Origin of the sequence: Terrilactibacillus laevilacticus (assembly GCF_006517395.1) — a bacterium.
GTDB lineage: Bacteria > Bacillota > Bacilli > Bacillales > Sporolactobacillaceae > Terrilactibacillus > Terrilactibacillus laevilacticus.
Genome location: NZ_VDCY01000013.1, coordinates 1 through 21,992, shown reverse-complemented (window position 1 = coordinate 21,992; position 21,992 = coordinate 1). Strand labels below are relative to the sequence as shown.

Below are 21,992 nucleotides of genomic sequence, written 5' to 3'. Positions count from 1 at the left end.
TTCAATATTCCAACTTTGTAGAAAATTGACTGTCTTCTGCGTGGCAGACTTTTCAGACTATTGTTCTTGCCATTTATTGTATTATAAACGTCAAAAAAGGACAGAGAGACACCTTTACCGTGTCCCCCTGTCCTTATACCTGAAAGTTTGCCAATTCTTTAAAGTAAATAAAAAGATTTGGTATCCCCTTTGGTGGCTTCAAAATAAAGCTCTCTCCAGAGGTGCGTCTAATAAGAGTCTTTTTGCCTGAGAGATTCACAACTTTAGTTGCTTGCTCCTTCGGCGCTGCAATATCTACAGTCTCTCCCCTTATTATCATTCGCCTAAACATTTAGTTGTATCATGTTTCATGATTTCAAGATTTTAAGCCTCTTGTAATACGAGAAATAACTTTTGTTCATACTAACATATATATCCTATCATCACCTGATTGTTACTGGCAACATTTTTTCTAAAAAAATGACAAATTATTAACTTTTTCTTTTTTATCTTACTAGCTTTATCCTCTAATGGTTGTATAAGCCAAAATAAGTGCATTTGGAGGGAAACACTCGATGGATCCTGAAATCATTTTTGATCACTCTTGGCAAGACGAATTTATTTCCCGAATAGACTCAGATGGACCTTGGGCAAATTGGGAAGTTTATAAACTTGCTTTTCATGCAGAAGAAGAAAAACGTATTCCAACCTTTGAAGGATTAATGGCACCAGAACATTTGCCTCATGTCTCTTTTTTACCCCATCAAATAGAAACAGCTCAGACTGTCATTGAAAAGATGCATGGCAAAGCGATCCTCGCTGATGAAGTTGGATTAGGTAAAACAATCGAAGCAGGTTTAATCATAAAAGAATACATGATTCGTGGATTAGCGAAAAAAATCCTTATTCTAGTTCCTGCTTCCCTAGTCTTGCAATGGGCAACCGAATTAAATAGTAAATTTTATATTCCTGCGGTTCCTCAAAGAAAATCGTATGTTTGGGAACAATGTGATGTGGTTATTTCATCCATTGATACAGCGAAACGCGAACCTCATCGTAGTCTTATTTTAAAGCAAGATTATGATTTTATTATTATTGATGAAGCCCATAAATTAAAAAATTCTAAAACAAAAAACTATGAATTTGTCCAATCTTTAAAAAAGAAGTTTTGTCTTTTACTTACAGCAACACCAATACAAAATCGATTAAGTGAAATTTTTTATCTCGTTTCATTACTTAAGCCAGGCTATCTTGGAAATGCTGAAACCTTCACAAAGAACTATCGCAGCGGAAAAACAAAAGTAAAAAATGAAGAAAAACTCAAAGCATTAGTGAACCAAGTCATGGTTCGAAATCGACGGGAAGATACTGGATTAAATTGGCCAAAACGAGTGATTGAATCCATTGAAATTCCTTTATCAGATCAAGAGCGTGACCTATATGACTCACTCATCACACTAAGAAACAAGCTTAATATTAAAGGATTCTCATTAATTACCTTGCAACGAGAAGCATGCTCAAGTCGAGAGGCCGTTTATGTGACCTTAAATCATATGAGAAAAAAATTTGATAACCCGGCATTTAATGAAATTATAGACCCTTTGTTTGATAAAATTAATGCAATTGAAGGTCAGTCAAAAGCAAATAAAGCACTTGATTTAATAAAAAAAATTAATGATAAAGTGATTATTTTCACAGAGTATCGAGCAACACAGCTTTATCTTCAATGGTTTTTACAGCAGCATGGGGTTTCATCTGTCCCGTTTCGAGGCGGATTTAAACGAAGTAAGAAGGATTGGATGCGTACACTTTTCCAAAACAATGCCCAAGTGCTCATAGCCACTGAAGCAGGTGGAGAAGGTCTCAATCTTCAGTTTTGTAACCATATCATCAATTACGATCTTCCTTGGAATCCGATGCGGATTGAACAACGAATCGGCCGTATTCACCGTTTAGGTCAAAAAAATGATGTGCATATATATAATTTTGCGACAAAAGGAACGATTGAAGACCATATTTTAAAACTTTTATATAACAAGATCCACCTCTTTGAAAATGTGATCGGTGAATTGGATGACATTCTCACGCGATTAAATCTACGTGACCTAGATAAACAAGTACTGACTATTTTTGAAGAGTCCGAATCGGCAGGAGAAATCCAGATCAAATTAGACAATATATCTAGTGTGATTAATTCAGAAAAAGATTTATTGAAAGAAGAGATGCAAAATGAAGCAAGCGGCGATTCATGACTATTTATATCATTATTTTAAGTCAAACAACTGTGATATTCTGGAAAATCACCATTCCCAATTAAAAGTTAAACTAACTGTTGATTTAGATAAATTATTAATGAATCGCCCTTTTTATTGGCATTATATTGAAAAAATAAATCAGAAACCTGAAACAGCCATTTTGACTTTCAAAACGGATCCAAATGACGAGGGTGAAGGGGAGTTTATCCATTTTGGATCACCACGATTACATCAAATTTTTCAATCTGCACAACAATTAGCGCCTTTTATTCGTCTTTTTCATAGCGTACCGACTTTAGAAAAAAAGTCTATTGCTCTTAAACCATGGTTAGGGCTTAACATCAAAATAAGCTACCAATGCGACGTGAAGAAAGACCGTATTCTTTCTCTTGGATTGCAACTCATAAATGGTGCATTGATTGATCAATTTCAATCTTTGCTTGAAAATCTACCCTTAACTCCGAAAATACCAGATTATTGTTATACTTTGCAGCCACTCATACGCCCTCTTAGTGGTGTGAGACGGATAGAATCTTACTTAGTTAAAATGTTGAACAGTGAAACTCATGATTGGGCAAATGACGCCATTCGACGTTGGAAACATGATCTAAATTTATTAGACCAATTTTATGATGAAGAAGAAAAGCCAGAGACGTATCATTCAGAAAAAGAAGCTCTCAAAGCTCAGTATGAACCAAAAATTCATGTCCAATTGATTAATGGTGGTCTATTTTATTTACATGATTCTGCCTTTAGCAAATAATCCAATCATCACGATCTCACTTAAATTTGATGAGATCGTGATTTTTTGATATGGACTTTGTTATTGAATAATATTGTTAATGACGATTTTTGACTCATTCGTGTATAGTGTCATTAAATACGCCTTTTAGCCATGCTGAGGGGCTCTCCATGCCCACAAATGATTTATTCTAGTTGTGCCAAATGAGTTTAAAATTAACATGGAAATTAAATGTAGTCGATATTCGGAAGATTTATTTTTTAAAAAAGAAGGACTCATCATTCTTTTGTAGAATATAGATATTAAATTATTGAAAGAGGGTGACTTATTGAGTGAAATAAGTGAAATTGAATTAAAAAGTCAGCAGATCCTTAAACATGCCATTGAGACCGAAGCTTCCGATATCCACTTCCTTCCACGTAAACATGATGTTTTAATTGAACTCCGAATTCATGGCTATCTATATGAATTAGACATGATTCCCATTGAACAGTCAGAGAGGATGATCTCACATTTTAAATTTCTTGCAGGTATGGATATTGGTGAAAAACGTCGACCCCAAAGTGGTGCCATGATTTCTAATGTTTCCCACCAAGAAGTCAACTTACGATTATCCACTTTACCAACGCCTTATCAAGAAAGTCTCGTCATTCGCTTGCAACCCCAGAAACAATCCATTCGAATTTCCGATCTCTCTATTTTTCAAGAATCTACAAATCAACTATCTTCATTATTGAAGTATGAAAGTGGACTCATACTCGTATCTGGTCCAACAGGTTCAGGCAAGACAACGACCTTGTATACTCTCCTTCAAGCAGCAAAGAAGCGTTACAATGCTAGAATCATTACACTTGAAGACCCTATTGAACGACCAAATGATGCTTTTGTACAAATGCAAATCAATGAAAAAGCTAATTTCTCATATGCTGATGGTTTTAGGGCCCTCCTTCGGCATGATCCAGATATCCTGATGATAGGAGAAATTCGAGATATCGAAACAGCTAAGATTGCCGTAAGAGCCGCATTAACAGGTCACCTCGTTCTTAGCACAGTTCATGCCTTCGATGCACCCGGAACTGTGCAGCGATTGACAGAGCTTGGTATTCCGATTTTTGACCTAAAAGAAACTCTAGTAGGAGTGATTTCTCAGCGCTTAGTAAGAATACAATGTCCTACTTGCGGATCTTCATGTACAAAGCAATGTCCTCATCGTCATCAACCAAAACAAACAGGAATTTTCGAAATTTTAGTTGGGATTTCTCTTCACGACACGTTAATACATGGTTCTCGTCAACATTCTCGTTCATATAAAACCATTGAAGATTTTATTCTTCAAGGGATAGCCGCTGGTTACATTCCTCAAGAAATGCCGAAAGGACAAATTAGGCGCTATGTTCAACCGTAAATGGGGAAGAAAATCTCAAGCCACATTTCTCATTCGAACAGGTGAGTCTCTCCGTCAAGGTTATTCACTTCAAGAAGCTATAGAATTACAATCTTTTCATCAAAATAAAGTCATTCAAGATAAAATAAACTATATGCTCCACTTGCTTTCCGGGGGACAAACACTAACACATGTATTAACTTTGATGGATTTCCCTAATGAATGCTGCATCACCCTCTATTTTTCAGAACAAAGTGGACAGTTAGCTCATGGATTTTTAGAGAGTGGTCAATTAATGATGAAGCGGGAAGAGCATCGTTCCAAATTGCGAAAACTTCTTCGTTATCCTTTATTTTTAATCTGGATGTTCATTGTCATGATTTTTATAATAAGTACCTTCTTAGTCCCAAATTTTATTAAGCTCTATCATTCCATGAATCTTGAACTTCCATTAATCACTAGAATCGTGTTGTCTCTTAATCACCATGTACCAACGATAGGAGTTTATATTTTGATCACCATCTTATGTGGGATCATCTGCTTTTTCTATTTTAAAAAAATCTCGATTATCAAAAAAATTAGCATGATGAGTCAAATTCCCCTTTTGTCTCGTTATATCAAGCTTTATTTCACCCGAGCTTTCGCTTTCCATCTTGGCAGTCTCCTCAGATCAGGTTTATCCATCAATCAAGCATTAGATACCATGACAAAACAAAATATGACGGCCTTTTCTTATCAAGAAGCTTTGCACGTCAGACAGTCGATCATCAAGGGGGAAAAACTTGATCATATTCTTGCTAAACACCCGTATTATTTACGTGAATTTATTGAAGTCATCAGGCATGGTCAAAATAATGGCAGATTGGGTCAATCCTTAATGCATTATAGTGATACTCTTCTTAATAAATTAGAAGAACTCACTCAGGCATGGCTCGCCATTGTTCAACCCGCAACTCTCGTTTTCATTGGAATCCTCTTGCTTTCCTTATTTAGCTCCATCCTGATTCCTATCTTTCACATTATGAATGGGTTATAACAATAAAAAAACATGACACTCTCATTCTAAATTAGTAGGATGAGACGTCATGTTTTACTTTTATCTTAAAATGAATTGGCTTTGAAATTTCCTTGATCCACACAAAGTGATTTTATTTGGCTAATTGTGAAAGGTAATGTCTCTCATTCATTTAGTAAGAAATCCCCCACCCTTTACCTCAACCTTATCCTTGTTAAGATCGGTCATTAATACAAGTATATCGTTTCATCTTTGCCAATCACTAAAAAAAAAACGAGCACTAACTCTTTTTAAGTGAGTACTCGTTTAAGATCATTCTTAGTTACAAGGCTTCTTCTTGTTTAACACTTTTGCTAACATTTTTTGTTGTCTTAAATGTGAGGTAAACAACAGTTAACAAATGGAAGACGACAAAAATACCAAGTAATACAAACGTTGCTGGCCACATGCTGCCTCCTAATGAAATGACTTCTCGGTAACCATTGATGGAATATGTCATTGGCAGATACGGATAAATCGCTTGGAAAAATCCATTCGATAATTGAATTGGAAACGTTCCCGCTGAACCTCCAAGTTGCAAGACAAGTAAAATCATCGCGATAAACCGTCCGACATTTCCACATGTTATCGAGAAGAACATAATGAGTGACATAAAGCTAAGCGAAATAATAAACGCTAAAAGGAAAAGCTTCGGTATGCTTAATGGATCAAGTCCGACTCCCCATACCATAATGGCAACTAAGATCATGGATTGGACAAGTGAAGCAAAAGTAAGAACAGAAAACTTACTGAGCCACCATGCAAATCCTGATGTTGGTTTCATACTTGGTTCACTAATTGGGAACATGACGCCAAAGACGAGTGCGCCTACAAAAAGAGCAACAGACATCATATATGGTGCTAAGCCTTGTCCATAGTTCTCAACCTTTGATAATTCTAGATTTTTTAATTGAGTTGGATTAGCGAACATTTTATACGTATCTTGATCTGTGTTTGTATCGTTAATCTCATTAGCCCCATCTCCAAGTTGACTAGAGAGGTCTTTTGCTCCATTTTGCAAGTCGCCAAGACCATTTGTTATTTTATTTGAACCGTCAGATAACTGAGTTGAGCCTTGATGTAATTGGCTGGATCCATCTGCCAACTTATTCACACCAATCGCAAGTTCAGAAGCGCCATTTTTCATCGTAGGTAGCTTACCGACAAGGTGCCCTAAGCCATTTGCTAATTGCGATGATCCGCTTGTTAATTGACCCGATTTACTATCAAGTTCTTTTGATCCTGAAACAAGCTGATTTGATCCATTTACAAGCTGACCTAACCCTTGATTTAATTGGTTGCTACCTGTCGCTAATTGATTCACACCATTCACAAGTAATGGCGCTTTTTCGTTTAACTGATTAACACCATTTACAAGCTGCAAGCTTCCTGTCTCGGCACCGGCTAATCCTGAGGTTAGACTTTCAGCTCCGGGAATAATTTGTTGATTAAGTACAGATTGAATTGGTGTATAACCATTTAGAGCTTGATTAGCCTTTGGTATAGCAAGATTTGCTCCGTCATTTAGTGCTTTTACAGCATCAGGTAGTTGAGTTAAGCTTTCAGAAGCCGTTTGCAATTGCTTAAGCTGCGACGATAAATCTGTTAAATGATCACTCATGGTTTTAATGAGTACCGCTTGCTCGGAAGTTCCTTCTTTCAAGCCATTTTGCACAGCACCTAATATCTCTTTTTGCCCGTCAGGTGTGAGATGTTTAAACGCTTCTGTATTCTTAACGTCATTAACTGTTTTTGTAGCCGTATCATTAGAATGCGTGGCTAATTCTTGAAGAGCTCCTGCAATACCTGTCATATCAGCTTGAATGGACTTCATCGAACCTGAAAGACGTCCATTTGTTGATGATACATTCTGATTTAACGAATTTAACCCATCTTTTATCTGTGATAATCCGTTTGATAATTGGTTCATATTATCCTGAGATGGGAGACTTGATGATAGCTTCTTCAACCCAGCTTCTAACTGCTGGCTACCTGTATTTAAACGTTTTATTCCCTCGTTTAAATCACTTTGTCCTTGCGCCAATTTAGGTATTCCTGAAACTGGATCTGTTAACCCGCTTGCTTGGCTATTAAGTTGATTTAAACCTGTGTTTAATTGGTTAGATCCTGCCTGTGCATCTAAGAGACCTGAGTGCAGGGCCATTGATCCATTATTTAATTGACCGACACCTGCTGTATACTGCTGAATGCCTTTATTTAAATCAGAGGCTCCCCGATCTAATGCTTGACTACCAGTAAACAGCTGGCTTACTCCGACACTCAATTGTTTAGCCCCGTTACTAGCTGACTTAGCTCCATTCTCGAATGTAAGTGTACTACTTACTAATGTCTTAAGATTATCGGAAAGACTCTGACTGCCCTTGGTTAATTTTTTAGCGCCATGATCTAAATCTCCAGCCCCGTCAGATGCTTTCTCCATTCCATCTCCAATATCTTTTAGCTGGTCAAAGACACTTTGGGCATATTCTTGTGTCACATTTTCCGCAATTTCACGATTAATATCTTTTGCTGCAGAATCTGTGACTTTGCCAGCAATATAGTTTTGACCAGGATTCGTATAATAGTTTAATTTCATCTTGTGAGGATTTTTATCTAAGACAGTAGAGGCATCTTGTGAAAAGTTTTTCGGAATTTCAATAACCATATAGAACTTGCCATCGTCGAGCCCTTTCATCGCTTTGGTTTTTGTCGTAAATTTCCAATCAAGAGCATCATTTTTTTTGAGTTTATCGACAAGTTCTTGACCAATCTTTAAGTTCTTGCCCTTATAAGTTGCCGTTTGATCTTCATTAACAACCGCGACAGGTAATTTATCCGTTTTGCCATAGGGATCCCACATGGCTTTTAGGAAAACCCCCGCATAGAGAATGGGAATAATTAAGAGGGCAGAGATAATGATCATGGTCCACGTATTGTGAAAAATTTTCTTCCACTCTGTTGTCAACATCTTCATACTTGTTTCTTCTCACTTCTTTCATAAAAAATTAATCATTATCTTCATCAGATTTTTGATTCCAGTCTTTCACCTGTATCTCATTCGTATCAATGGTCTCTTGTAAAAACTTCTCAACTGTAATGTCTGAAAGTTTCGCACGAAAGGCTTCTTGAGCTTCATTCACGATGTTTTCAAACTTTAAAAACCCTTTTTCAGCGACCTCAATATCACCAAATGCTTTCCTAACCAATCCCGTCGATTGAAAAATAGGTTCATTTCCTTCAATGGCATCGACGAGATCAATAATTGGGATGCACGCAGGTGTTTTTGCCAAAACAAATCCGCCATTGACTCCGGGAACTGATTTAATTAATCCTCTAACAACTAGCTTTCGCATGATTTTTTTAAGATAAGAAGGAGAGACGCCTAGCCTTTCACTAATGACATCGCTTGTTACTGGTATGTCTGCTGCTTGAGTGGAAAGCATGACGATAATGCAGGCGGCTTGTTCAACGCCAGAAGTCAACTTCAATTGTCTCCCTCCTTTCATTGTGGATAGTGGATATCTTTTATCTACAAAAGAGATTTTACTCTTTTCCTTTTATTATTTCAAGCAAAACTTCTTCTAATCCGTATTGCAGGTTTTTTAATAATAAGTTAGCTCAATATACTATTTCATAAAGTTAAAGAATAAAAGTCTAGGTAGACACCCAACAGTTTAAAGTATTTTTCGCCGAATATATTATAGTCGCGATCATTAAACAAAATAATGAGTTTTTTAAAAAAATAAAAAAATTAGCATACCACCGTTAAATAAAATTAACTAGTAGACAGACTGTTTCTTCTACCATAGACTAAATAATATCGACTAGATTAGGTAGGAAGGTGTTTTTAAGATATGCAACATAATCCAACTGGAAAAGAGCGTATTGGATTAGTTTTTCTTCTCAGCATGCTTGGGATATTAGGATCTCTCAATATTGATATGTATTTACCGAGTTTTCCGGATATTGCGAGTAGCTTGGGAACTCGTGCTTCATTTGTTCAACTGAGTTTAACTGCTTGTTTGATTGGTTTTGCGATTGGGCAAATCATCGTTGGTCCGATTAGTGATTCACAGGGACGAAAGAAGCCCATGCTCATCTCCATTTTCTTATTTACACTAGCTTCACTTTTCTGTGCTCTTTCGCCAAATATCACATCTTTAATAGTCGCTCGATTTTTACAAGGATTAACGGCTTCAGCGGGACTTGTCTTATCCCGTGCAATTGTTCGTGACGTGTTTAGCGGCAAGGCACTTACGGAATTCTTTGCCTTATTAATGATTATAAATGCAGCTGCTCCGATGATTGCTCCAATGACTGGAGGAGCCATCCTCCTTTTACCATTTGGAAACTGGCATACTATTTTTTTCTTTCTAAGTGTCGTTGGGCTTATTATTATTTTTATTGCCGCTATTTGGTTAAAGGAAACATTACCAATCGAGAAAAGATTACCAAGTTCGATTGGACATTCTATTCGGACGATGGGCCGTTTATTGAAGGATCGTTCTTTTATAGGTTACGTACTGATTGTCGGATTCATACATGGAGGGAGTTTTGCTTATGTATCCGGAACGCCTTTTGTATACCAAGGCATCTACCATGTTTCACCGCAAGTCTATAGTGTTTTATTTGGTATTAATGGTCTGGCCATTATTTTAGGGAGCTTTATTATCGGACGTTTTAGCGGAGTTATTCATGTAAAACGTTTGCTCAAAATCGCTGTTATAATGGCTGTAAGTGCTACGGCAATCCTTCTCATTATGACCATCATCAATGGCCCACTCGCTTCTCTCGTCATATTAATTTTCATTTATATGACTACAATGGGAATGATCACAACGAGTACGTTTACGTTGGCAATGGAAAACCAAGCCAACCAAGCTGGGAGTGCAAGTGCTTTATTAGGCATGTTTCCGTTATTGATTGGGGCCATTGTTTCTCCTTTCGTTGGAATTGATGAGTCAACCGCTGTCCCAATGGGAGCGATCTTATTTATTACCTCTTTTATTGGATCGGTGGCTTTCTTTAAACTAACCGAGAAAGGAGTCCAAAATGAACAAATGGCAGGTTAAATGTGAGGGCCTTTTGCCCTTCACATTTATCTGAAGTTGACTTCATCACTTAGGTTTGATTGACATCTCTTTTAAAAAAAGGACCCTACTGATTACTGAAAAAAAACGATTAAAATAGCACCGACAATCATTAAAAAGGTACATATCCAAAATACCTTAGTAAATCTTTCATCGTTTCTAGCTAACAAGTAACTAAAAAAAGCGGTCATAATAGGGCCTGTTGCAATTAAAGCAGAAACATAAGCCACCAATAAATACTTCACCGCAATGAAATAGGTAATGATAGCAAGTCCCCAGAACAACGTTGCAAGCACTAAATTTTTATCTAATGATTGGAGATGTTTATGATAAGTAGCTATTAATTTACCTTCTTTTAATAAAAAAAGAACCAAAGTGATCCACGCTGCCATACTTGAAATTCCAGTTGCTAAGATCACATCCGGTCCTCTTTGCATGGACATTGCTCTTATTATGTCTGCACTAGCAAATAAGAATGCAACAAGAACCCCTAATGCTATCCCTTTATGCCAACTCGTAAACGTACTAGTTTCCCCTAGAGACTTTACTTCGCTATCTGATGCTCTTTCTTGCCACCCTAAAGTCCATATCGCACATAAAATAATCAAAATACCAATCAGGGCAATGGCAGTCGGCCTTTGATCCATGAAAATAAAGGCTAAAATAACCGTGAAAGCAGGAGCGGAATTTTTTATCATGCTTGCGCGGGACGGACCTATATAACGAATCGTGTTAAAAAGCCCCCATCTTGCGAAGAAGGAATGGATAATGCCTACCAAGGCATATAGCAGGATCGTCTTAACATCAGGCCAAGGAGTCCCCTGCATTATTTTTATCATGAGACTCAGTGGAAAGAAAAAAATAGCCAACAAACCAATATTTAACGCCATGGCCTCTAATCCGGTGAACTTTTTATCCGTTTTTCGATTATATACATTACCCAAGGAGAATAGAACCGCATTCAATAGTGAGAAAATAACCCCCATCAAAAATACCTCCTCATGATAAGTGCGCCTTCTAAGCGATTGTTTATTATATGCGCGAATGGGATTAATTCCACTAAGATGATGTATCCATTAAGTCAAATCTGCTTGGAAGAAGAAGGGTATTTGAACCACTTATAAAAAATAAGTTAGAGAAAAGTAAAACTGCCATCAACGTTGTATATTAACAACCCTGATGGCAGTTTTTAAAAAACTTTATTTAATTAAAGCTTCATGACTGACATTCTAATTGATAGTCCTTAGCCAATTTTCTAAATGCCTCAAGTGAGCGTTTGACCTTTTCTGTTGGTATACAGTACGCCATTCTGAAGTAACCAGGGCATCCAAAATTGTCAGCTGGTACTAACAATAAGTCATACTTCAAAGCTCTTTTACAAAAAGCTACGGCATCCTCTTCTAATGCTTTCGGAAACAGATAAAAAGTTCCACCTGGCTTTGCACAGGTAAATCCAAGACTTGTGAGTTCCTTATATAATATATTCATATTTGTTTCATAGACGGATAAATCGGCTGTCATATCTATGACTTCAGCCACGGCCAACTGAATAATTGACGGTGGACAATTGTGACCGATTCCCCTTGATATTTGCCCGCACATATTAACGATCAGTTCCGCATCTTTACACTCTGGATTTACAGCAATATAGCCTATTCTCTCACCAGCAAGAGATAAGGATTTACTAAAGGAATAACATGTTATCGTATTAGGATAATATTTGGCAACAAAAGGGGCATCAACATTTTCAAAAACAATTTCTCGATATGGTTCATCGGAGATAAGGAAGATCTCATGTCCAAATTCACGTTCTTTTTCTTGTAAAAACGATGCCAACTTTTTGATTGTTTCAGTAGAGTATATAGCACCTGATGGATTGTTAGGCGTATTGATTAGTACAGCCATGACTTTTGGTGTTAACATTTTTTCGAATTCCGCAAAATTAATTTGAAAATCATCCGTTTTCGCTGGGACAACTTTTAAAGTCGCTCCTGTTTTATTGACGTAGGGCGTATATTCCGGAAAAAATGGAGCGAAGGTGACGACCTCATCTCCTTTTGTCGTCACTGCTCGGAGTGCATGGGCAAGAGCTCCAGCTGCTCCAGATGCCATAAAAATATGCTCTTTTTTATAATTCATGTCAAAACGTCTACTTAATGATTGAGCAATCTTTTCCCTCACGGATTCAATACCAAGGCTCGGACTGTATCCATGAATGGATCCTGGCTCCCTGCTTGTCGCAAGTTCCACTAATTTATTTGTAAATTCCTGAGGAACGGGAACCGACGGGTTACCTAGACTATAATCAAATACATTTTCATACCCGATCTCTTTCGCTCTTTCTGAGCCATACTCTGCTATTTCTCTTATGATTGATTTTTGTCCTAACATTTTTTTGTATTCTTCTGCAATCATGTTTCATCTTCCTTTCTTATGTCATCCGTTAACAATATTTTTAGGTCTTTCTCCTTGTTCAACTCGTTTAATGTTTTCCCATACAAACCGGTGCATCTGGACAAAGGCTTGTTCAGTGACTCCGCCAATATGAGGTGAAAAAGTGATCTTATTTTCTATCTCTGCAGGTAACTGCAATAGAAGGTTATTAGGACGAACCGGTTCAGGCGAAATCGTATCCAGACCTGCTCCTGATATAAGTCCTTCTTTTAAAGCAACGATTAAATCAGGTTGATTAACCACTTCTCCGCGCGCTGTGTTAATGAGAATAGCAGATTTTTTCATCATACGAAAACGATTTAAATCCATAAAATGCTTCGTTTGATCATTAGACGGTAAATGAAGACTAATGATATCACATTCCTTTAAAATGTCTTCCAAAGGCAAGTAATCAACACAAAGTTTTGTTTCTAATTCTTTAGGAAGTGGATTTCTGCTATAGTAACTTACCTTGCTTTCAAATCCCTTTAGACGTTTGGCCGTTTCTTGTCCAATAGCCCCCATGCCAATGATGCCAACATGGCAATTCCAAAGTTCTCTAATCCCTTCAAGACTCCAATTGCTCTTGGCTTCGATCTGTCTTGCGTCCCGCACCATTCTATCGCCTTTCACTGTCCGTCGTAAAACAGCTAGCATGAGTAAAATCGCTTGTTCTGCAACAGCCTTGCTATTGGCTGCTGCATTATTGCAAACAAATACACCTTTTTTAGTAGCGGCTTCAACATCGATCCAATCGAAACCAACGCCTTCAGAATGAATCATTTTTAGATTGGGCATCGCATCAATTAATTCTTTCTTAACTGGCTGCATGGCATCAACAAAAATAACGTCAGCATCGCCCCCCATTTTCAACAATCTTTGTGTATCTGTCTCAAATTCCGCAAAGACAAGTTCCCAATCTTTAGGAATGAATGAGAAATCAGAAAATCTTTCAATTCGTTTTTTTAATGTCATAATTAATACTTTCATACATGTTTCCTTTCTCTAACTATACCGAATTAATCATTTAACGCTAAAAAGAATCAATCGTTTGACTATGGAAAGTCTCATCAACATTCTAAATGAGAACAGGAGAACCGCGTCGTATGTAATTTCATAAGATCACATTTGCTCTATGTATGAACTTCATCAAAATTCATTTAATTTATTATACCATTTCTTAACTCATATAAAATACTTAACTTTTGATTAATGTTGGAGGTACTTCTTACACGAGGAAAATTCAATAAAAAAACTAATAAATGAACCTCTATCCCAAATACCAGTAAATTTCTTCACATTTTTTGTCATAAAAAAAAGGATCAGACCTTTCGATGTCGAATTTACATATTAACCTCGATTTAATAATCCTTCGTGAAGGAGGTGTTTGTTCTTTGTCCTTCGTTTTATCTTCATTGATTTATCTTCATTGATTTTCTTAACACAGTTTATTTCTTATTTCTCAGATTACCCTTATTTTTTATTATCCCTCACCTATATCCCACAATAAAGGAGTCCTTCACATGTTTAAAATCATCCGCAAACTAGTTCTCACCTCACAACGTGGTTTTACTTTAATTGAAATGATGATTGTCCTTATGATCATATCTATCCTCTTACTCATTGCGGTACCCAATATGACGAAATCCCATGATATTGTTGGAAAGAAAAGCTGTGAGACGACTGTGAAACTGGTCCAAAGTCAAGTGGCGGCCTATCAAATGGACAAGGGTGTGCTGCCTAGTTCAATACAAGATCTCGTAGATGGAGGGTATATCGATAGCGCGCAATGTCCAGATGGAAAAACCCTAGTCTTAGGTACTGATGGTAAAGTTAGTGTATCGGAATAAATTTTCGAGCCACGGGTTTACCCTAATTGAAACGCTCATTGCTGTCTCGATCATCTGCCTCATCGTGCCCCTTGCCTTTCAACAATATGGATCTCTTTCAGATCACAAAACTCTTCGCTACTTTATTGACCAAACCAATGACCTCTTTCATCAAGCACAATACATCGCCGTCACAGAAAAGAAAACGACAATGGTCTCTTTTTATGAATCCGCTCACACCCTAGAACTTTCGTTCGATAATAAAGTCAAAAAGAAGATCACATACGATCCTCGCATTCAACTGATCATGGCTTCACACAATGGTAGGTATATCATTGGGAGAAATGGTCACTTTAGCAATGCGGGAACATTGTACATTAAATTGGGTGATACACAGTATAAATTTGTTGTATTAATTGGACAAGGGAGATTTTATTTTGAGAAATTGTAAAGGACTTTTTCTAAGTGAGACCATGATCGGCCTATTCATTCTTTCAATTGCCATGTTCACCGCCTTCCCAGTTTTATATCATGTCAATGTAGAAAAGCAAAACTTACATTTAGAAAATTTAGCGAGACAAATTTTACAAAATCAAATGACACGTTGGTCTATTAATCCCATCATTCAGGATCAACAAATTTCAAAAAATAATGTTGTCTTTTCTATTGAAGCTAAAAATAGAACGAGTTTTCATACCCTTTGTGTTTCATGGAAAAATAAACGATCACAACTTAAGCAAGTTTGTGGAGATGTTTCCCCATGAAAAATCGAATGGGGTATACACTTCTTTCGCTAATGTTATCTTTAGCTATATTTGTAACTATAACATTACTTATTTCCTCGATCATGCTTACACTTGCCAAAAATAATCGTCAAAACTTGGATATGCAAAAGGAAAAGAATATCTTCTTTCAACAAACCCTTTCAGAGGTGCAACGTGCATCCTCCATTTCCTGTACTGAGAAAAAATTATCTTTAACCTCTCAAGATGGTGAAGACATTACATTCCAACAGTCTGGACACATATTATATAGACAAGTATTTGAAAAAGGTTATGATATTGCTCTCCAAAATGTACAAGATGCTCGATTTTCATGTACGGAAAAAACAATTTCTATTTCTGTAACTGATACAGATGGTGAAACAAATGAATGGTGGATGAGGAGTTATGTGGATCAAACCAATTAGAACAAAAATGAATGAAGATGGTTTTGTTTTACCCCTATGTGTTATCATTAGTTTTCTTATCATCGCCTTTGCCCTTCATGCGGTCATTCTCTTACAAAATGAGCAAGAGTTTAAGAAAGAGAGTGATCTATCCCTCCGATTTAATGAAGTCACACAACTTGGATTATTCGATATTAAAAAAAATCTTGCTAAAAACGAGTTGCCTACATCAGGGTCTTTCATATATGATGATGGCATAGTCAATTTTCAAATGACAAAGTCAACTGATAATGAACTAGAAGTTTTTGTGACCGTGTCCATTGATGGACATGAACAAAAAAACAAATTTTATTATGACACAGAAAAAGGCGGCATTACAAAATGGATAGACGGCATATAGAAAAACCCTTGATCTATTTAACTGGGTTTATGGGAGCAGGGAAGACAACAATTGGGGCGAAACTTGGATCAAATTGTCATCTACCTGTTGTAGATACGGATCAGTTCATTGTTCAAACATACAAACAAACGATTTCTGAAATGTTTCAATTACATGGTGAGCCCTATTTTCGTAAAGCGGAAGAAAGTATTTTAACCAATCTCTCGAAAAGAACAGCCCCAACGATTGTAACAACAGGTGGTGGTATTATCATGAGTAAGCAAAACCGCCAAAAAATGAAACAATCCGGAATTATTATTTATTTACACTGTGATTTCAATGTTATTATGCAAAGACTACAACAAGATCATTCACGTCCACTCTTGCAGCAACATAATAGAAAATCTTTTTCTGAGCTTTTTTTAACGAGACTTAAGCATTATTTAGAATGCGATTACGTTATTGATACAACATACAAATCCGTATCGACCATCGTTAAAGAAATTTGTTTTATTTTGAATAGAACAGCCCTTATTGGAAATCCTAATATTATAGAGTCAGAAAGTTAACTATACTTAAGACGTTAGAAGTAATTGTCCTAAAAAATTATTCCATCTGTATGGATCTTTCTGAAACGTCATCTTCTTAAAGGGTGATCATATTGAAATCCGATGAGTACGTTCGATTCTTAACAGAACAATTTGTACAACATATGGAAAAACCCAAATCTGTACGAAAATCAATAAAAGAAGAAAAAAAACAATACAAAGCCTCGAAAAGAGAACAATGGTTTGGCTTATTGCCATTTGCCTTCTCACATTACGTCAAAGGTGCAAAAAAGAAATTATCGAAAAAAACGAAGTAAAAAACGAACCCTGCATAGGAGTCTATGTAGGGTTCGTTTTATTTTATTCTATATATGTGAATTTTATTTTGAACGACCTTTTAAAGAAAGCAAAAACGTTTACCTTATTTATTTAATCACTTGATAAACACGATAACTTAATATATCCCGGTACTTATCCATCATCTCAAGATGATGAATCCAAATTTCTAACGTTTCTTGGTCTAAGTCTGATGTAAATTTTAATGGCACGTCATAATTCAGCCTTTGACCCGATTTAAAAAAATCCTCTTCTTTATAACCGGTGACCACAGAGAAGTTTTCCTTGTAAAAATACTCACACCATTCTCTCTCTGTTAGTACTTGACTTACTCCATATAGAGATTTAATATCTTCAATTTCTATTGGGTTAAGTTTTTGTTCTGTAGTCATCTCAATAGCTGTGATTGAACCCTGCGGGGATAAAACACGATAATACTCTTTCAATGCTTTTGGAATATGTGTAAAAGCAGTGACCGACTCTGAGAAAATTCGATGAAATGAACCATCCGAAAAAGGAAGGGCTTCAGCGTTCGCTTGCATAACTTGATAAGGGTCTCCAAGTTGTTTGGCACGCGCTTTTGCTTGTTCTATCATTTTAGGATGCAAATCAATGGCTGTTAAGTCACATGTTGTTTTATCAACAAGATAAGCAGACGTTTCGCCTGTACCACATCCAACGTCAAGGACTTTTTCACCCATAGAAATCGGAAATTTTATTAATATCGCTTCGGTTAAGGCTCTTCCACCTGGATGCGCATTTCCAATACCCATCTTAGCTAGAAAATCCAAATACCTTGTTTTCTCCTCCAAATGCAACACCCCTGACAAGCAGGTTCAAAAGGATGTCTTTTTGAACTGCCTCAATAATCTCTCATTTATAACGTATGAATTGAGATTAAGGAATGTTACAAAAAACAGAGATAGACATTTTATGTAAATATTTGAGCTAGATGGCCATTAACGCCCGCTACGCCAACCGAAAAGTCATCTCACCACTTACTTCCTTGAAGGTGGGATATTTCTTTTCGGAAATCTTGTCAACTTTAAGTTAAAAAAGGATTCGTGTTTTTTTCTTTTTCAATTGTTGTTGTCGTGCCGTGGCCGGGAGCAACGATCGTTTCACCTGGCAAAGTAAATAATCTATCCTTTATACTAGCTAATAACTGTTCTTGGTTACCACCAAATAAATCCGTTCTTCCTATACTTCCATTAAACAAGGCATCTCCAGAAAAAATGATGTGATCCTCGCTAAAATAATAAGAAACGCTACCAGGAGAATGCCCTGGTGTTTCAAACACTTCACATTCAAATGGACCGATACTTAAATGCTGCTCTTGATGAATAATATGCTCTACTGGAGAGATTCGCATGGGTTCTATTATTGGGAATCTTGATGAACCATTTTTATCTGGGTCTGTCGTCCAATCTTGTTCAGCCTTATGTAGATAACTTGGTATATGCCATGTATTTCGAACATCGTCTAATGCTCCAATATGATCAAAATGAGCGTGGGTCAATAGGACAGCAATAGGTTTTAAATTATATCGTGTTATATATTGATCAATAATAGAAAATGAATCACTAGGATCAATAATAATGGCTTTGCGAGTCGTTTCGTCTTCTAAAATATAACAATTGGTTTGGATAGGCCCTAAAGGTTTCATTGTCCATTTCATTAATTTTTCTCCTTAGTCGCATGTTTTCCTTTAATCATAACTAAAAAACACCTTTTAAATCAAATATAATAAAGTGAAACTCAATCAGTGAGGATTTTCTTCATCCCGAACTGATTGTAAGCCTGAACCAATCGGGCTTTTACGGGCAGTTATCCCCCACCTAGAAATCGATTACACTTATTACCTTGAGGTGGGGGTCTTAATGCCCGTTAATGCGGGATAAAAACTGGGTTATTAAAAGGTGAACAGAATTTTTCTGGTCACCTATAAATATGATCGAGGATAGTTATATAAAGTATGATTATAAATATAAATGGGCTAAGAAAACCCCTAAAGATTTCTGATAAATTTCGTGAAATTGAGTCAGCGGTAGTGGGTTTTCACCTTTACCTAGCTCTAATGTAAAACCCGGCTTATGAAATTCTTGCTCAAACCAATCTTTATATCCCGCATAACTCTCAACATATCGTTCGGCCTCATAACCGCTAACTCTCGAAAATTCATTTACGATATATTCTGTTTCAGGGGGCTCTTGGCCATTAAATCCCCAATAAATCACTTCTCCTTGGGTATGAATCGCCATCACCCGATCAAAATTTTTTTGTTTAGTTAAATCTGCAAGCGCAATAGCTTCAGGTTCACTTAATGGTTTTTCTCCACCATAGTCTCTAGGACCAGGTTCACTTTCTCCTTCTCTACGTTCCTCTTCCCACATCGCTGGAAATTGGTCATTCAAATCAATACCACGAATATTCGCTTTCCATATCGAAAAGTCTCGGCTACCGTGATTTAAATCTATGACTTGTCTTGCGTCTTCAACATCTGCGCCATGAATCGCTAAATCAACGCCATCTGGATTGACCATTGGTACAACAGATAATGTCACTTGATCATAAAAAGGGGCCATTGTTAAACCTCTAATCGTTCTCCGATGAGTTAAGGCTCCTAAATAATCATTCAAAAAGGTCATAATGACGGAAGACGTAATCCATTCATTCGCATGCATCGCTGCATTGATATGAACTTTTTTGGGTCCGTTTCCCACGTTAAGTTCTTTAATTGGCTTCCCGAGCACACTATGTCCAATCGTTTCTTGCCTTATGAATGGATAGATGGCTGTTAGTCTTCTTATGTCTTTATTTAATGTATTAAAATCATAAGGCTTATCACTTTGTATAAAACTTTTCGAGACCTTAATTGGAATAAAAAGGGTGCTTTTTTCATTAATTTGATCCGCATCCCTTGAACCATTTAAGAGAAAAAGCGAATCAAGAGGTAAATGACGCTTTGTAGCAATTGACCATAGGGATTCACCATTCTCCAAGCTAATTTCTTTTTTTATATAACCTGGAATTTCAAGTTTTTGGCCCGGTTCTACCGATTCTTTCATATTATTACTATCTAAGACGAGCTGCAAGGGCACATCAAACAGTTGACTATAGTACCAAAGGGTATCTCCTTCTCTAACAGTTACTTTCACGGACTCCCCTCCTCAGATTTCATTTATATGCTAGTTTATGAGATATAAGTCTCTAATTATGAAAAAGTCTGACATACTTGAGGAGAAAAATCCTTTATAGTACGTGTTCAAAAAGGTGACAAACGAAAAGGGTTACTGGCTAAGTACGCTGGCCTCCTGCAAGAAACGCCAGTTACTTGCCCGTCTTGGGCGTCGGAAGGCTAAGAGATGCGCAGTTCCTTAGGACCGGCGTTCCACATGATGTGGTAGCTTCAGGCACCAGCGTGAGCAATTTTAGCCAGCGTTCCTCTTATATCCACTACATGAGGAACGGAAAAACAAGCGGGCGCCGAGTTCAAACTTATCATTTAGTGACTTTTTGAACAACCTCTAATATTACAATTTGTTTTTTGCAAGCCAAGCGGCACCTAGAATCCCAGCATCATTTCCAAGCGTTGCAATCACAATATCTGTTGCTTGGGAAACCCGCGAGAGGGCATATTGTTTAAAGTAACGTTTCACAGGTTCGAGTAAAGTCTCTCCTGCACGGGAAACACCGCCACCAATAACAATTTTTTCTGGGTTATTGATCATTGAAATATTGGCTAAGGCAAAGCCTAAATAATAGGATGCTGTTTCAACAATGCGCATGGATAAGGCATCTTTTTCTTTGGCACAATTAAAGATATCAGCCGCCGAAATATCACCATTTTCCTCAAACATGGTTTGAAGTAATCCAAGACCCGGATTCTCATTAAGAGCTTCGAGAGCTAGACGACGAATGCCAGTTGCTGAAGAAACCGTCTCTAAACAACCTGTTTTTCCACAATTACATGGAGAACCACCTTCTGGTATCACCGTAACATGTCCAATCTCACCAGCCATACCCGTGATTCCATGGACGACTTCTCCACCAGTAATAACACCGCCACCAACACCTGTACCAAGTGTAACACATAATAAATCTTTTGAACCTTTACCAGCACCTAGCCACATTTCACCGATAGCGGCAATATTGGCATCATTATCTATGATCACAGGAAAACCTGTTTCATTTTCTAACTCCTCTTTTAACGCATAGTCTTTCCAACCAATGTTTACCGCTTGATAAATAAATCCGGTCGACATTTCAATAAAACCAGGAGCTCCTAATCCAATGCCTCTTACTTGATCTAATGTATGACCGTTCTCTTTCAACTTAGTATGAATGCTGTAACTAATATCTTTTGCAATATGTTTACCATTTTCACTTGTATTAGTGGGAATTTCCCATTTATCAACAAAGAGCCCATCATCTGTTACAAAAGCCAGCTTGATGGTTGTACCTCCTATATCGACTCCCACATTCCACATATCCATAATTAACACCTCAACAATAATTAGTAACCGCTTACTATAATTTCATTAATACTTATAATATTTATGATTCAAAAAAGTTAGACTGTATTTCAAAGCGGAATAAAAGCACATCAACCTTATCTTACACTATTCTCGTAATAGATGTCATATACTTTTGTTCTATTAGTGCGTTCAAAAAGGTGACAAATTAGAAGCAAGAAGGTCAAGGCGGCGCCGTTTTGAGGACCGGAATGTAGGTTTTTGCTACATGAGGACCGGAAAAACAAGCGGGCGACCGAGATTCGTAGCTTATCATTTGG

General features: G+C 37.0%; 21 protein-coding genes and 1 riboswitch. Of the genes, 12 read left to right on the top strand and 9 right to left on the bottom strand.

What is annotated here, in order from left to right:
- Positions 1-224: 224 nt before the first annotated feature.
- A riboswitch (glycine riboswitch) is annotated at positions 225-319 on the bottom strand.
- A 235-nt stretch (positions 320-554) separates the two neighbouring features.
- The 4 genes from FG390_RS12595 (at position 555) to comGB (ending at position 5,396) form a co-directional block, all read left to right on the top strand.
- Positions 555-2,231, top strand: a complete 1,677-nt coding sequence (locus FG390_RS12595) for a DEAD/DEAH box helicase (protein ID WP_141191391.1) — start codon at positions 555-557, stop codon at positions 2,229-2,231.
- Entirely contained in the window at positions 2,209-2,997 is a 789-nt protein-coding gene (locus FG390_RS12590; RefSeq protein WP_141191390.1) for a YqhG family protein, read from the top strand. Before FG390_RS12595 ends, FG390_RS12590 begins: the two co-directional genes overlap by 23 nt.
- Before the next feature lie 316 nt (positions 2,998-3,313).
- Entirely contained in the window at positions 3,314-4,381 is a 1,068-nt protein-coding gene (comGA, locus tag FG390_RS12585) for a competence type IV pilus ATPase ComGA (protein WP_141191436.1), read from the top strand.
- Positions 4,368-5,396, top strand: coding sequence for a competence type IV pilus assembly protein ComGB (gene comGB, locus FG390_RS12580; protein ID WP_141191389.1), 1,029 nt, complete (start codon positions 4,368-4,370; stop codon positions 5,394-5,396). Before comGA ends, comGB begins: the two co-directional genes overlap by 14 nt.
- Positions 5,397-5,697: 301 nt before the next feature.
- Here the strand turns inward: comGB and FG390_RS12575 are convergent, their stop codons facing one another.
- Positions 5,698-8,388 (bottom strand): YhgE/Pip domain-containing protein, encoded by a 2,691-nt coding sequence (locus tag FG390_RS12575; protein WP_141191388.1) that lies wholly within the window; start codon positions 8,386-8,388, stop codon positions 5,698-5,700.
- Between the two features lie 31 nt (positions 8,389-8,419).
- Positions 8,420-8,902 (bottom strand): RrF2 family transcriptional regulator, encoded by a 483-nt coding sequence (locus FG390_RS12570; protein ID WP_181406493.1) that lies wholly within the window; start codon positions 8,900-8,902, stop codon positions 8,420-8,422.
- 366 nt (positions 8,903-9,268) lie between these two features.
- Here FG390_RS12570 and FG390_RS12565 point away from each other — a divergent pair, with 366 nt between their 5' ends.
- Positions 9,269-10,486, top strand: a complete 1,218-nt coding sequence (locus tag FG390_RS12565; RefSeq protein ID WP_141191386.1) for a Bcr/CflA family efflux MFS transporter — start codon at positions 9,269-9,271, stop codon at positions 10,484-10,486.
- Positions 10,487-10,578: 92 nt separating this feature from the next.
- Here the strand turns inward: FG390_RS12565 and FG390_RS12560 are convergent, their stop codons facing one another.
- From FG390_RS12560 to FG390_RS12550, 3 genes are all read right to left on the bottom strand, one after another.
- Positions 10,579-11,490, bottom strand: a complete 912-nt coding sequence (locus tag FG390_RS12560; protein WP_141191385.1) for an EamA family transporter — start codon at positions 11,488-11,490, stop codon at positions 10,579-10,581.
- A gap of 229 nt (positions 11,491-11,719) precedes the next feature.
- Positions 11,720-12,919: a pyridoxal phosphate-dependent aminotransferase gene (locus FG390_RS12555; protein ID WP_141191384.1), complete on the bottom strand. Its 1,200-nt coding sequence runs from the start codon at positions 12,917-12,919 to the stop codon at positions 11,720-11,722.
- Positions 12,920-12,940: 21 nt separating this feature from the next.
- Positions 12,941-13,927: a 2-hydroxyacid dehydrogenase gene (locus tag FG390_RS12550; protein WP_141191383.1), complete on the bottom strand. Its 987-nt coding sequence runs from the start codon at positions 13,925-13,927 to the stop codon at positions 12,941-12,943.
- A 533-nt stretch (positions 13,928-14,460) separates the two neighbouring features.
- Here FG390_RS12550 and comGC point away from each other — a divergent pair.
- From comGC to FG390_RS12515, 7 genes are all read left to right on the top strand, one after another.
- Positions 14,461-14,787, top strand: a complete 327-nt coding sequence (gene comGC, locus FG390_RS12545; RefSeq protein WP_141191382.1) for a competence type IV pilus major pilin ComGC — start codon at positions 14,461-14,463, stop codon at positions 14,785-14,787.
- Positions 14,774-15,217, top strand: coding sequence for a type II secretion system protein (locus FG390_RS12540; RefSeq protein WP_181406492.1), 444 nt, complete (start codon positions 14,774-14,776; stop codon positions 15,215-15,217). Before comGC ends, FG390_RS12540 begins: the two co-directional genes overlap by 14 nt.
- Complete coding sequence (locus tag FG390_RS12535) at positions 15,204-15,530, top strand: hypothetical protein (RefSeq protein WP_141191380.1); 327 nt, start codon at positions 15,204-15,206, stop codon at positions 15,528-15,530. The genes FG390_RS12540 and FG390_RS12535 overlap by 14 nt, the downstream gene beginning before the upstream one ends.
- Positions 15,527-15,955: a competence type IV pilus minor pilin ComGF gene (gene comGF, locus FG390_RS12530; protein WP_141191379.1), complete on the top strand. Its 429-nt coding sequence runs from the start codon at positions 15,527-15,529 to the stop codon at positions 15,953-15,955. The genes FG390_RS12535 and comGF overlap by 4 nt, the downstream gene beginning before the upstream one ends.
- Positions 15,936-16,334, top strand: a complete 399-nt coding sequence (gene comGG / locus FG390_RS12525) for a competence type IV pilus minor pilin ComGG (RefSeq protein ID WP_141191378.1) — start codon at positions 15,936-15,938, stop codon at positions 16,332-16,334. Before comGF ends, comGG begins: the two co-directional genes overlap by 20 nt.
- Positions 16,316-16,882, top strand: coding sequence for a shikimate kinase (locus tag FG390_RS12520; RefSeq protein WP_141191377.1), 567 nt, complete (start codon positions 16,316-16,318; stop codon positions 16,880-16,882). The genes comGG and FG390_RS12520 overlap by 19 nt, the downstream gene beginning before the upstream one ends.
- A gap of 92 nt (positions 16,883-16,974) precedes the next feature.
- Positions 16,975-17,178, top strand: a complete 204-nt coding sequence (locus FG390_RS12515) for a YqzE family protein (RefSeq protein WP_141191376.1) — start codon at positions 16,975-16,977, stop codon at positions 17,176-17,178.
- Between the two features lie 108 nt (positions 17,179-17,286).
- Here the strand turns inward: FG390_RS12515 and FG390_RS12510 are convergent, their stop codons facing one another.
- From FG390_RS12510 to FG390_RS12495, 4 genes are all read right to left on the bottom strand, one after another.
- On the bottom strand, positions 17,287-18,009 hold the full coding sequence (locus FG390_RS12510; RefSeq protein ID WP_141191375.1) for a class I SAM-dependent methyltransferase: 723 nt from the start codon (positions 18,007-18,009) through the stop codon (positions 17,287-17,289).
- A gap of 233 nt (positions 18,010-18,242) precedes the next feature.
- Complete coding sequence (locus FG390_RS12505) at positions 18,243-18,875, bottom strand: MBL fold metallo-hydrolase (protein WP_141191374.1); 633 nt, start codon at positions 18,873-18,875, stop codon at positions 18,243-18,245.
- Positions 18,876-19,176: 301 nt separating this feature from the next.
- Positions 19,177-20,355 (bottom strand): M14 family metallopeptidase, encoded by a 1,179-nt coding sequence (locus FG390_RS12500; RefSeq protein WP_141191373.1) that lies wholly within the window; start codon positions 20,353-20,355, stop codon positions 19,177-19,179.
- Between the two features lie 375 nt (positions 20,356-20,730).
- A complete protein-coding gene (locus FG390_RS12495) occupies positions 20,731-21,696 on the bottom strand; it encodes an ROK family glucokinase (protein ID WP_141191435.1) in 966 nt (321 codons plus the stop codon).
- Positions 21,697-21,992: the final 296 nt, after the last annotated feature.